Here is a 12,886-nt window from a genome sequence, read left to right as displayed (position 1 = left end):
AAACATCATTAATCTTTCTTATCTTTATAAGCATTGATCGTATTATAAATAATACTTCTTGCTTCTTTAGCTTCTGGTATAGGCTCTAATGTAAATACATGATTTTGATTTATATACTCATGATATGCCACGTTATTATTAAATGCTTGTAACTTGTCATTAAACAATTGAATATCCGGTAATAAAATTTCTCTAGAACCTACGAATAATGTAATTGGTGGTAAGTCATGCAAGTCTCCATAAGTTGGTGATAATAAATGATGCTTTTTATCAGTATGACCACTCCATAATTCACCGACAAATTTTAATGATTCAACTGTTAACATTGGATCACTTTCTTGAAGGAATTCAGTAATATTTTCATTATCCATATTAATATCAATCCATGGAGAAATTAAAAAGACATGAAGCGGTTGTTTAATCTCTTGTTCTTTCAATAACTGAACTAAACCTGTCGCTAATCCACCTCCAGCAGAATCACCAATTATCACTATGTAATCGTAAGTTTCAATCATTCTACGATACAAATCAATAATAAGTTCATAAGACCTTAAAAACATTTCATTTGGAGCTTTAGGATATATTGGCAACTCAACAGTAGCATCTACTTTCGTCGCTAATTCTTCTATAAAATAATGATGAAAAATAGACGGTTGATGAATATATGCACCACCATGTAGGTATAATATACCAATATTTGATTTTGCTTTCACATTATAATTAATTACTTTCATTTCATCAATAAAATAATCATCCATATCAGTCTTTGGCTTATACATTTTAGGAAGTTGATATTCTTCCTTATTAACTTTATACAACGCATTAACAAAATCACATTTAGAATCATAATCGTCATAACTAGGACGTTGCGTTTTTGAAGCAATAATCCATTCAGCAATTTGACTTCTCATACTTCTTTTAGAAAGTTTCTTGATTACAACTTGGCTAAGTGCTAAAGTACCTCCGACAGTAGCTACACCTTTAAATAATGTTTTCATATCTATCTACCCCATATTTCTTAATACAAATATATTCCCGTTTTTTGGTAGAAGTACACATAAGAAATTACATTTTGTTATTCATCATTTCTATAAATCAACTGTATTACACCTGATTGAAATGTTCTAGTATTGATGAGTTTTAGTTCTTGTCTATCTTCAATATCTATAAATAGCGGTTTTCCTTTTCCGAGAACGATGGGATGTACTGATAATCTAAATTCATCAACTAAGCCGTAGTTTACAAATGATGTAATTAAGCTTGATCCGCCGTACAACCAAATATCTTTTCCAGGTTCTTTTTTTATTTCATTTACCCTTTTAACAATATCATCTTTAATAATATTTACATGATAATCATCAAAATTAAACTTTTTGGAAAAGACATATTTTTCTTTAGAATGTACCTTACTCCACATCGCTTTATCATCTTCAGAATCCGTTAAACTTGGTTGAAAATCTCCCCACATTTCATAACTTTTTCTACCATAGAAAATAGTATCTATTTGATCTAGAAAATCATCGAAATTCATTTCAGGATCCATAATACACCAATCAATTTCACCATTTTCACCTTCTATAAATCCATCAAGCGTAACAGCTAAATCTAGAATAATTTTTCTACTATTGTCTTTTTCTATCATAGTCTAACCTCCCAAATGGTCTTTCTCTCATCATACAGGATAAAATAAAACCTTCATATATATCCACTTATATGAAGGTTTTATGTTTATTTATTTGTCGTTTCTTCTTTAAATATTTTGATTTTCAATCCTATTTCATCTCTAACTCGTTGAAATTCAGACCATTCTTTTCCTGCTGGATCGTCAAAACCCCAATGTTCTTTTTGTACATGTGCTGGAATTGTTGGGCAGTTTTGATCTGCATGACTGCATAAAGTCACAACTAAATCAGCTTGGTTAAGTATATTTGTATGAATTAAATCAGAAGTTTGGTCAGTAATATCAATGTTAACTTCTTTCATTGCATCTATTGCTTTTGGATTTACGCCATGTGTTTCTATACCAGCTGAATATACACTCCATTCGTCACCTAGTAATTGCTTACCCCATCCTTCAGCAATTTGACTTCTACATGAATTACCAGTGCATATAAAGTAAATTATTTTTTTATTCATATATAAATGCCTCTTTTTCTTTAAAATATTATCAACGTTATATATAAGCCTAATAATGTAATAAATAGTACTGGGATTGTAATGATTATACCTGTTTTAAAATATGTTCCCCATGGTATTTTTACGCCTTTTTGAGAAAGTACGTGTAACCATAGCAAAGTAGCTAATGAACCTATAGGTGTTATTTTAGGTCCTAAATCTGAACCTATAACATTTGCATATATCATGCCTTCTTTTAATGTCCCAATTACATTTGATTGGTTTATTGCTAATGCATCAATTAGAACGGTGGGCATGTTATTCATAATAGACGATAGAAATGCTGCGATAAATCCCATCCCCATAATACTTGCAAACAGGCCATGTTGAGAAATTGATGTAAGGATATCTCCTAGGATTGTTGTAATACCTACGTTTTTAAGTCCAAACACTACGAGGTACATTCCTATTGAGAATATTACAATATTCCATGGCGCACCTTTAATTACTGCTTTTGTATTTACAGCTTTTGATTTTCGTGCAAGTAATATAAATATTATTGCTATTATACCAGCAATAATCGATACAGGTATATGAACAAATTCGCTAATTAAATATCCTATTAATAATATCGCTAACACTACCCAAGATATATAAAAGAGTCTTTCATCTTTAATTGCAGTTCTAGGATTTTTAATATGACTTGCATCAAAAGTTCTTGGAATTGATGATTTGAAAAACAACCATAATACAAGAATACTTGCAGCTAAAGAAAATATGTTAGGAATAATCATACGCGTGAAGTATTCTACAAAGCCAATATTAAAATAATCGGCTGAAACGATATTAACTAAATTACTTACGATTAATGGTAGTGAAGTCGTATCTGCTATAAATCCACTCGCAATGATAAACGGGAATATAATCTTTTTATTAAACCCTAAATTACGGACCATTGCTAATACAATCGGTGTTAATATAAGTGCAGCCCCATCGTTAGCGAAAAATGCTGCAACAACAGAACCTAATAACATAATATATATAAACATTTTCAATCCATTACCATTAGATGCTTTTACCATATGTATAGCTGACCATTCAAAGAAGCCAATTTCATCTAGAATAAGAGATATTAGAATAACTGCCACAAATGTTAATGTTGCATTCCATACAATGCCAGTCACTTCTATTACATCAGAAAAACTAACCACTCCCGTTATAATGGAGATGATAGCTCCTATTAGTGCTGTAATACCAATATCCAAGCCTTTAGGTTGCCATATAACAAATATTAGAGTTATTACAAAAATCAATATCGCTAATATAGTCATGCTTTGCACACTCCTGGCTCCATTGAGTTACAAATACAAGATTCACTATTGTGATAAATGCTTTGAAGTTGATTGTTTAACTCATTAAATAATTCTGTATTTAAACGATACATTCTTTTATTACCTTCTTTTCTAGTAAAGATCAAATTACTATTAACAAGAGACTTCATATGATGGCTTAAAGTTGGTTGAGAAAACTGAAAATGTTCTAATAAGTCGCAAGCACAAAGTTCACCACATGATAGTAAATCTATAATTTCTAAACGATTTGAATCAGATATTGTCTTTAATAATGTTGATAGTGCTTTGTAATCCATAAATTCTCCCTCATTCCTCTTAATAGATTAGCATCTATATAGATGATTGTCTATATAGATTTTAGATTAAAATCAAGTAAAATCGCACGAAGACTTCAAAGATATCGTGCGATTCAGCTGATTTCCAGTCAAAACGCACGAAGACTTCAAGGATATCGTGCGATTCAGCTCAATTCCAGTCAAAAACGCACGAAGACTTCAGTGATATCGTGCGATTCAGCTCATATTCAGACAAAACGCACGAAGACTTCAAAGATATCGTGCGGTACAGCTCATATCCGATATAAAAAAATGAGGCTGGGACAAATTAATTGTCTCAGCCTCAACTTAATATTAAATATTATTTTCTTTCGATTTCAACCATTTTGAAAGCTTCAAATATGTCGCCTTCTTTAATATCGTTGAATTTCTCAATTGTGATACCACATTCGTATCCTGTTGCTACTTCTTTAGCGTCATCTTTGAAACGTTTTAATGTATCTAGTTCACCTTCAAAGATAACGATACCGTCACGTATTATACGGACACTTGAATCTCTCGTAATTTTACCTTCAGTTACGTAACTACCTGCAATTGTACCTACTTTAGATACTTTGAAAGTTTGACGCACTTCTGCTTGTCCAATTACTTGTTCTTCATATTCAGGATCTAACAATCCTTTCATTGCTGATTCAATTTCTTCGATTACTTTATATATAATACGGTGTAATCTCATATCTACGTTTTCTTCTTCAGCGGCACGTTTTGCACCTGCATCAGGTCTTACGTTAAATCCAATTATTATACCGTTTGATGCTGCTGCAAGGGTAACGTCTGATGCATTGATAGCACCAACTGCTGTATGAATAATACGTACGTTAACACCTTCTACATCAATTTTCATTAATGATGCTGCTAAAGCTTCTACTGAACCTTGTACATCACCTTTAATGATAATATTTAAGTCTTTCATTTCACCTTGTTTCATTTGTTCAAACAAGTTATCTAAAGAAACACTCTTACTATCTTGACGTTGTTTTAGGATGTTTTCTTGTTGACGTCTTTCACCGATTTGACGAGCTTCTTTTTCGTTTTTAAATACTACAAAACGATCTCCAGCTTGAGGTACATCATGTAAACCAGTAATTTCAACAGGCGTAGATGGGCCAGCTGTTTTAATACGTTTACCTAAATCACTTACCATAGCACGTACACGACCATATGTGTTACCTACTACTAATGAATCTCCAACTTCTAAAGTACCATTTTGTACTAATAGAGATGCTGCAGGTCCACGTGATTTATCTAACTCTGCTTCAATAACTGTACCAACTGCTGCACGGTCAGTTTTGGCTTTTAATTCTTCGACTTCAGAAACAAGTCCGATCATTTCTAGTAAATCGTCGATTCCATCACCTTGAATTGCAGATAGTTGAACAAAGATTGTATCGCCACCCCAATCTTCAGGGTATAAACCATACTCTCCTAATTCTTGCATAACACGATCAGGATTTGCTGTTGGTTTGTCAACTTTGTTTACAGCTACAATAATAGGTACTTCAGCAGCTTTTGCATGGTTAATCGCTTCAATTGTTTGAGGCATAACACCATCATCAGCAGCTACTACAAGTACTGTAATATCAGTTACTTGAGCTCCACGTGCTCTCATTGTTGTAAATGCAGCATGTCCTGGAGTATCTAAGAAAGTAATTTTTTTGTTATTATTTTCTATTTGATAAGCACCAATATGTTGAGTAATACCGCCAGCTTCTCCAGCTGTTACACGTGTATGACGAATTGAGTCTAATAGCGTTGTTTTACCGTGGTCAACGTGCCCCATGATTGTAACAACTGCTGGTCTTTCGATTAAACTTTCATCATTTTCGTCTTCAGTTTCAAAGTAATTTTCTAAGTCAGTTTCATCAACATGAATTTCTAACTCTGCTTCGATTTCATAATCAGCACAGATCAATTCAACAGTTTCAGTATCTAAACCTTGGTTAATATTAGCTACTACACCAAGTAAGAATAATTTTTTAATAATTTCAGAAGCATCTTTATTAATTTTATCAGCTAATTCACCAACAGTGATACCTTCTTCATAAGTAATTAAAGATGGTGATTCTTGAACTACTTCTTTAGGTTGTTGTTGCTGCTGTTGTTGATTATTTTGCTTTTTGTTATTTTGCTTCTTATTTTTATTATTCTTTTGTTGATTATTATTTGGTTTGTTGTTGTTTGGTTTGTTATTTGTTTTGCTAGTATTTGCGTGAGTAGTTGGTTGTTCTTTTTTAGCTGTTTCTTGCTTTTTGAATGCTTTATCTAAAATTTTAATGTCGTTCTCCTCTAATGCTTGCATGTGATTTGATACTTCTATATTATTTTTCTTTAACTCATCAATTATATCTTTACTCTTTAAATTGATTTCTTTTGCATACTCATATATTCTTTTTTTACTCATATACTCACTCCTCATGAAAATCATGAATCATCGTTTTTAGCTTTTTGCTAAATCCAATGTCAGTTATGCCCAACACCACTCTGCTTTCTTTTCCAATTGCGTAGCCTAATTCAAAGCGTGTAGCAAAAGTTAAAAGTGTTACATGATAAGTTGCACATTTATTTTTTATTGTTTTTGTAACATTTGCTGCAGCATCTTCTGATAGTATGACAAGTTTTACGTTGCCTCTTCTCATTTCACTTATAACAATTTCTTCCCCTGTTTTAATCTTTCTAGCTCTTGTTGCTAGACCGAGAAGGTTCAAAATTTGGTCTTTCTTATCTATACTCATTTAGGTATACGCTCACGATATATTAAACGAATAATTTCTTTATATACAGGTTCGAGTGTTTCTTTATCACTGCCGAAATATCGTTCTAATTTACCTTGTTGCTGTGCAGTTTCAACAACGTCTAGATCTTTAGAAACATATGCGCCACGTCCTGGTGCTTTACCAGTTGCGTCAGCTTTAATTTCGTCAGCTTTATTTTTAACTACTCGAATCATATCATTTTTTGGTTTCATTTCATTTGAAAGTATACATTTACGCATTGGTATCTTTTTCTGTTTCATGATAAAAGCACCTACCTTATGATTCTTCAGTTGAAATAATGCCTGCTTCTTTTGCATCAGTTTCTGATTTGATGTCAATCTTCCAACCAGTTAATTTTGCTGCAAGACGAGCATTTTGACCACGTTTACCAATCGCTAATGACAATTGATAATCTGGTACAACTACAGTAGTTGATTGATTAGCTTCATCAACAATAACTTCTACAACTTGAGAAGGGCTCAATGCATTTCTTACAAATACTTTTGGATCTTCATCCCATTCGACAATATCGATTTTTTCTCCGCCTAGTTCATTAACTACAGCTTCAACACGAACGCCTTTAGCACCAACACAAGCACCAACTGCATCGATATCTCCGTTTTCAGAAGTAACACTTATTTTAGAACGGTCACCCGCTTCACGTGCTACTGATTTAACAATAACTGTACCATCATAAATTTCAGGTACTTCTTGCTCAAACAAACGTTTTAATAAGCCAGGATGTGTACGTGAAACAAAGATTTGAGGTCCTTTAGTAGTTTGCTCAACTTTATTTACATAAACTTTAATACGTTCATTTGGTAAGTATTGTTCATTTGGACTTCTTTCAGCTTCTGAAAGAACTGCTTCAGTACGACCTAAATTAACATATACATAACGATGATCGACTCTATCAATAACACCTGTTACGATATCATCTTCTTTATCAATAAATTCATCATAAAGAATGCCTCGTTCTGCGTCTCTTAAACGTTGCATTACTGCTTGTTTAGCAGCTTGTGCACCAACACGGCCAAAATCTTTAGGTGTAACATCTTCTTCAAAGACATCACCAATTTCATATGCTGGGTTCGTTAAAAGAGCTGTATCTAAAGCTACTTGGTCTCTGTAATCTTCAACATCTTCGACAACGTCTTTTCTAGAAATAACTCTATAAGTTCCTTCGTCAAGATTTAATTCTATTCTAACATTTTTAGCACTGTCATAATTTTTTTTATAAGCAGTAATCAATGCTGCTTCAATTGCATCTATTAATACCTCACGTGGTATTCTTTTTTCCTTCTCAAGGTATTCAATTGCAAGTAATAATTCATTACCTTTCACAATGTATCCTCCTTTATATTATAAAATTACTGATCGACGTGCTTTTGCTATTTTTTTGCGAGGCAACGTGACATTTTTAGTTCTTGTTTTTATTTTCACTTCAAGCAAAATCGATTCTTCAGTAACTTCTTTTAAAACACCTAACCATTCTTTATCCCCTTCAATAGGTTCATATAATGAGATAAATACAGGTTGATCAATTGCATTCAGATAGTCTTTTTCTTTTTTTAATGGACGTTCCGCTCCTGGAGATGATACATCCATGAAATACGGTTCTTTAATTGGATCTTCTTTGTCCATAACTTCACTAATCTTTTCAGAGGCAATTGTGCAGTCGTTTAAATCAACGCCACCGTCTTTATCAATTGCAATACGTAGATAATAGTCTGGTCCTTCTTTAACATATTCGACATCTACAAGTTCATAATTTAATTCTTCAAGTATTGGTTGAATGATTTCCTCAACGTTTGCTGCAACTTTACTCATAATGACCTCCCTCTTAATACAAACAGAAAAGAGCGGGAAATGTCCCACTCTTTCAACGTCAGAGTATTATTTTAAGCAATAACAGTATATCACATAATGGCGCTATGCTCAAGGATATACGTTACAAATCAAAAATAGAAAGCTGAGCTTTATCTGGCATATTTGGAAGTGAACCAAGTTCATCCAAATAATCTATGATTTTTTGCGAAACTCCAGCCTTTTTATTAAGATCTTCTTTAGCTAAAAATGGCCCTTCTTGTCTCGTTTCAACGATACGTTTAGCTACATTCTCACCCAGTCCTGGAACTGCGATAAATGGAGGGATTAAAGTGTCACCTTCAATTTTGAATTCAAATGCATCACTTTTTTCTAAACTTACCGGTAATAATTTAAATCCACGATGAGCCATTTCATTCGCAATTTCTAATACTGTTAATACATCTTTTTCTTTTTTAGCTAATTCATGGAATCTACTGTAATACTCTTTAATTGCAGATTTAATAGATTCTTTATCTTTAGTCATGACTTTTAAATCAAAGTCTGTTGCACGTACTGTAAAGTAACTTGCGTAATAATACAATGGATAGTGAACTTTGAAGTAAGCGATTCTTAAAGCCATTAATACGTATGCTGCAGCATGTGCTTTAGGGAACATGTATTTAATTTTCTTACATGAATCTAAATACCAATCCGGCACTTCATTTTCTTTCATTGCTTCTTCAAATTCATCAGTTAAACCTTTACCTTTACGTACCGCTTCCATGATTTTAAAGGCAAGTGAAGGTTCTAAACCGTTATACATTAAATAAACCATAATATCATCACGGCAACCAATAACACTTGATAAGTCACACGTACCAGTTTTAATTAATTCTTGTGCGTTTCCTAACCATACGTCCGTACCATGTGATAATCCTGATATTTGAACGAGTTCTGAAAACGTCGTTGGTTTAGTATCTTCAAGCATTTGTCTTACGAAACCAGTACCAAATTCTGGTACACCGAATGTTCCAGTCTTACATAAAATATCTTCTTCTGTAACACCTAATGATTCTGGTGTACTAAATATTTTCATAGTTTCTTTATCATCTACTGGAATAGTCTTCGGATCAATTCCTGATAAATCTTGAAGCATTCTGATCATAGTAGGATCATCATGTCCTAAAATATCAAGCTTCAGAATATTATCGTGAATTGAATGGAAATCAAAGTGAGTCGTTTTCCATGCTGATTTCTGATCATCTGCTGGAAATTGTATCGGTGTAAAATCGTATATATCCATGTAATCAGGTACAACAATAATACCACCTGGATGTTGTCCGGTTGTTCGTTTAACACCGGTACAGCCTTTCACCAATCTATCAACTTCAGCTGCACGCTTATGAATACCTTGATCATTCAAATATCCTTTCACATAACCGAATGCTGTTTTTTCAGCTACAGTACCAATTGTTCCTGCTCTAAATACTTTATCTTCACCGAAAAGTTCTTTCGTATAATTATGTGCAATAGGTTGATACTCACCACTAAAGTTCAAGTCAATATCTGGTACTTTATCACCTTTAAAGCCTAAGAATGTTTCGAAAGGAATATCTTGTCCTTCTTTTATCATATCTACATGACATTTTTCACATTGTTTATCAGGCAAGTCAAATCCAGAACCGACAGAACCATCATTAAAGAAGTGACTTTCTTTACAAGATGGACAGATGTAGTGTGGTGGCAATGGATTAACCTCTGTAATTTCGGTCATTGTAGCAACAAAACTAGAACCGACAGAACCACGTGATCCTACTAAATATCCATCATTAAGAGATTTCTTAACCAATCTTTGTGAAATTAAATAAATAACTGCAAATCCATTTCCAATAATACTTTCAAGTTCTTTTTCTAGTCTATCAATAACAATTTGAGGCAGTTCTTCACCGTATAAATTTTTAGCATTAACATAACTCATTTCACGAATTTCTTCGTTTGCACCTTCCATGTTAGGCGTATATAATTCATCTCTAATTGGAACGACTGTTTCTAGTCGGTCAGCAAGTTCGTTTGTATTTTTTACTACGATTTCATATGCTTTTTCTTCACCTAAAAAGTGGAATTCATCTAACATTTCATCTGTCGTTCTAAAGTGTGCTTTTGGTAACGTTTGTCTATTAAGTGGATTACCAGGTTGAGCTGCAATCAGTATTTTTCTAGCTACAGCATCATGCTCATTTAAATAATGTGCATTTCCTGTTGCGATAACTGGGATATCCAGTTTTTCACCAACGCTCAATATACGAGAATAAATTTCTTCCATTGTTTCATTGTCTTTAATAAGTTCTCTATCAATTAAATCTTGATATAAGCTCTTAGGTTGAACTTCTATATAATCATAATATTTGGCAACTTTTTCAACTTCATCTTGGTCTTTTTGCATGACAGTTGTAAATACTTCACCTTCATCACATGCGCTTCCAACTAGAATACCTTCACGGTGCTTATTTAACAATGAACGTGGTATACGCGGCGTACGATAGTAGTAATCAACTAATGATGCACTTACAATTTTAAATAGATTTTTTAATCCTACTTGATTTTGAACAATCAATGTAACATGAGACGGTCTTGCTCGTTTATAAGCTTCATCGTTAGATAAATGTTCATTAATTTGATTGTGATTATGTACACCTAATTCTTCTAATTGTTTCAGCATTTTGATGAATATATGAGCTGTAGTTTCAGCATCATATATCGCTCTATGGTGTTGAGTAAGTTCTACTCCATATTTTTTCGCTAAGAAATTCAAGCCATGCTTACCATATTCAGTATTAACTGTTCGAGATAATTCTAATGTATCGATTACAGCATTTGTAGTAGCACCAATACCTATTCTTTCAAAGCCAGTGTCTATAAAGCCCATATCGAATGAAGCATTATGTGCAATATATATTGCATCTCCAACCCACTCATGAAATTCACTTAATACTGTTTTAATATCCGGCTGTCCTTGTAACATTTCATCCGTGATACCTGTTAAGTTTTTAATTATTTCTGATAAACGTTCACCCGGATCAGAGAAGCGTTCGAAAGTATCAATGACTTCTCCATTCCTTACTTTTACAGCTGCTAATTCTATGATTTGGTCATATTGACTTGATAGTCCTGTTGTCTCCACGTCAAATACGATATATGTAGCTGTTTTAAGAGGTATATCCTGTGGTTTATATGCAATTGGAACACCATCATCCACTAACATACCTTCCATTCCATAAATCATTTTAATATCATTTTTCATAGCAGCAGCATGAGCATCAGGATACCCTTGTACACCGTTATGATCAGTTATCGCAATAGCTTTATGTCCCCACTTTGCAGCTTGTTCAACATACTTTCCAATATGACTAATACCATCCATTTGACTCATTGATGTATGCAGATGAAATTCTACCCTTTTATCTGGGGCTTTATCTAGTTTCGGTGATTTCTTAATTTCGTGAATATCAGTCATCATCATTACTAAATCACGAATAAATTGGTCTTGTTCAATTCTTCCTTGTGCTCTAACCCAAGTCCCAACTTTTAAAGCTTTAAAATGTTCTAAATCATCTTTACCTTTTCTAGTGAACATTTTAAGAATCAGTGAATCCGTATAGTCAGTAATTTTAAGTGTAACAATATGTCTACCACTTTTTAATTCTTTCATTTCAATATCAAAAATAACACCTTCTAGTGCTACTTTGTATTCTTCTTCTATAATTTCTTCAATTTTACGGATTGAATCAACTGGAATATCTTTACCAATTTGACATCGTGACACAGCATTTTCACTATCACCAGATTCAGCTTTTTCTTTTTTCATTTTTTCCATTTTCTCAGATGCAATTCGAGCTGCTTCTTCATCTTCTTGTTGTATATGAGCTTCGAATGACTCTAGCTCTCTCTTCATTTGTTCTTCATTATCCATTGTTTCAAAAATGACACGATTTATTTGAAAACCACATTTTTGCAATGCTTTAACTAATGAACCGTTAACCCTTTTATCAAAATAGTCACGCTCAATATCATTATTAACTTGAACTTTCACTACTTCTTCAGCAAAAATAATTGGTTTTTGTTTTAATTGATGTTTAACTTTATCACTTAAATCTGTACCATCGATACAATGTGGCATATATTTTAGAATATGCTCATCTATTTGTTCTTTATTAGCCACTTCAATTGTCCAATCAACTTCTGCAATACTTTGAAAAGCAGATTTTAGTTGATTCGTAAAAACAAGATACATTTCGCTTGATAAGTATTGCGGTAATTTGATATAGAAATGCCACAATCTTTTAGCTTGAGATACATCAATTCTTGTTAATTCACCTTGTTCAACAATACTATTATCAAGTTCATCTGTAATGTTCATCTGTGTGAGAAGCGTTTGGAATTTCTCTTTCCCTGTCATTGACACTTATACGACCACCTTCATCAAAATGAAAAAGAGGCTAATCTAAAAATAGCCTCTTTAAAT

The 12,886-nt window shown here is 33.0% G+C and carries 11 protein-coding genes; all 11 read right to left on the bottom strand.

Annotated elements, in window-relative coordinates:
• Nucleotides 1-8: 8 nt before the first annotated feature.
• The 11 genes from LQ608_RS03345 to LQ608_RS03295 all read right to left on the bottom strand — a co-directional run bounded on the left by LQ608_RS03345 (nucleotide 9) and on the right by LQ608_RS03295 (nucleotide 12,826).
• Entirely contained in the window at nucleotides 9-998 is a 990-nt protein-coding gene (locus LQ608_RS03345) for an alpha/beta hydrolase fold domain-containing protein (RefSeq protein WP_239749575.1), read from the bottom strand.
• A 77-nt stretch (nucleotides 999-1,075) separates the two neighbouring features.
• Entirely contained in the window at nucleotides 1,076-1,642 is a 567-nt protein-coding gene (locus LQ608_RS03340) for a dihydrofolate reductase family protein (RefSeq protein WP_239749573.1), read from the bottom strand.
• A gap of 86 nt (nucleotides 1,643-1,728) precedes the next feature.
• Nucleotides 1,729-2,136, bottom strand: a complete 408-nt coding sequence (arsC, locus tag LQ608_RS03335; RefSeq protein WP_239749571.1) for an arsenate reductase (thioredoxin) — start codon at nucleotides 2,134-2,136, stop codon at nucleotides 1,729-1,731.
• A gap of 20 nt (nucleotides 2,137-2,156) precedes the next feature.
• Nucleotides 2,157-3,446: an arsenite efflux transporter membrane subunit ArsB gene (gene arsB, locus LQ608_RS03330; protein WP_239749569.1), complete on the bottom strand. Its 1,290-nt coding sequence runs from the start codon at nucleotides 3,444-3,446 to the stop codon at nucleotides 2,157-2,159.
• Nucleotides 3,443-3,763, bottom strand: a complete 321-nt coding sequence (locus LQ608_RS03325) for an ArsR/SmtB family transcription factor (RefSeq protein WP_239719577.1) — start codon at nucleotides 3,761-3,763, stop codon at nucleotides 3,443-3,445. Before LQ608_RS03325 ends, arsB begins: the two co-directional genes overlap by 4 nt.
• Before the next feature lie 340 nt (nucleotides 3,764-4,103).
• Nucleotides 4,104-6,203: a translation initiation factor IF-2 gene (gene infB, locus LQ608_RS03320; protein ID WP_078356158.1), complete on the bottom strand. Its 2,100-nt coding sequence runs from the start codon at nucleotides 6,201-6,203 to the stop codon at nucleotides 4,104-4,106.
• A 4-nt stretch (nucleotides 6,204-6,207) separates the two neighbouring features.
• Complete coding sequence (locus LQ608_RS03315) at nucleotides 6,208-6,534, bottom strand: ribosomal L7Ae/L30e/S12e/Gadd45 family protein (protein WP_078356157.1); 327 nt, start codon at nucleotides 6,532-6,534, stop codon at nucleotides 6,208-6,210.
• On the bottom strand, nucleotides 6,531-6,815 hold the full coding sequence (gene rnpM, locus LQ608_RS03310) for an RNase P modulator RnpM (RefSeq protein ID WP_078356156.1): 285 nt from the start codon (nucleotides 6,813-6,815) through the stop codon (nucleotides 6,531-6,533). Before rnpM ends, LQ608_RS03315 begins: the two co-directional genes overlap by 4 nt.
• A 16-nt stretch (nucleotides 6,816-6,831) precedes the next feature.
• Nucleotides 6,832-7,899 carry a transcription termination factor NusA gene (gene nusA, locus LQ608_RS03305; protein WP_078356155.1) on the bottom strand — a complete coding sequence of 356 codons (1,068 nt, stop codon included), beginning with the start codon at nucleotides 7,897-7,899 and terminating at the stop codon, nucleotides 6,832-6,834.
• An 18-nt stretch (nucleotides 7,900-7,917) separates the two neighbouring features.
• The gene (rimP, locus tag LQ608_RS03300; protein WP_078356154.1) at nucleotides 7,918-8,385 is read right to left on the bottom strand and encodes a ribosome maturation factor RimP; all 468 of its coding nucleotides are present in this window, start codon (nucleotides 8,383-8,385) and stop codon (nucleotides 7,918-7,920) included.
• A 121-nt stretch (nucleotides 8,386-8,506) separates the two neighbouring features.
• Nucleotides 8,507-12,826 (bottom strand): PolC-type DNA polymerase III, encoded by a 4,320-nt coding sequence (locus LQ608_RS03295; RefSeq protein WP_481817124.1) that lies wholly within the window; start codon nucleotides 12,824-12,826, stop codon nucleotides 8,507-8,509.
• Nucleotides 12,827-12,886 lie beyond the last annotated feature (60 nt).

It is taken from the genome of Mammaliicoccus sp. H-M34 (assembly GCF_022386495.1).
Classification (GTDB): Bacteria; Bacillota; Bacilli; order Staphylococcales; family Staphylococcaceae; genus Mammaliicoccus; species Mammaliicoccus fleurettii.
This window is presented reverse-complemented; position numbering and strand designations above follow the sequence as displayed.

Coding starts and splice junctions, on each gene's coding strand:
- LQ608_RS03345 (WP_239749575.1), bottom strand. CDS start 998: ATGAAAACATTATTTAAAGGTGTAGCTACTGTCGGAGGTACTTTAGCA.
- rnpM (WP_078356156.1), bottom strand. CDS start 6,815: ATGAAACAGAAAAAGATACCAATGCGTAAATGTATACTTTCAAATGAA.
- arsC (WP_239749571.1), bottom strand. CDS start 2,136: ATGAATAAAAAAATAATTTACTTTATATGCACTGGTAATTCATGTAGA.
- infB (WP_078356158.1), bottom strand. CDS start 6,203: ATGAGTAAAAAAAGAATATATGAGTATGCAAAAGAAATCAATTTAAAG.
- LQ608_RS03340 (WP_239749573.1), bottom strand. CDS start 1,642: ATGATAGAAAAAGACAATAGTAGAAAAATTATTCTAGATTTAGCTGTT.
- rimP (WP_078356154.1), bottom strand. CDS start 8,385: ATGAGTAAAGTTGCAGCAAACGTTGAGGAAATCATTCAACCAATACTT.
- LQ608_RS03315 (WP_078356157.1), bottom strand. CDS start 6,534: ATGAGTATAGATAAGAAAGACCAAATTTTGAACCTTCTCGGTCTAGCA.
- LQ608_RS03325 (WP_239719577.1), bottom strand. CDS start 3,763: ATGGATTACAAAGCACTATCAACATTATTAAAGACAATATCTGATTCA.
- arsB (WP_239749569.1), bottom strand. CDS start 3,446: ATGACTATATTAGCGATATTGATTTTTGTAATAACTCTAATATTTGTT.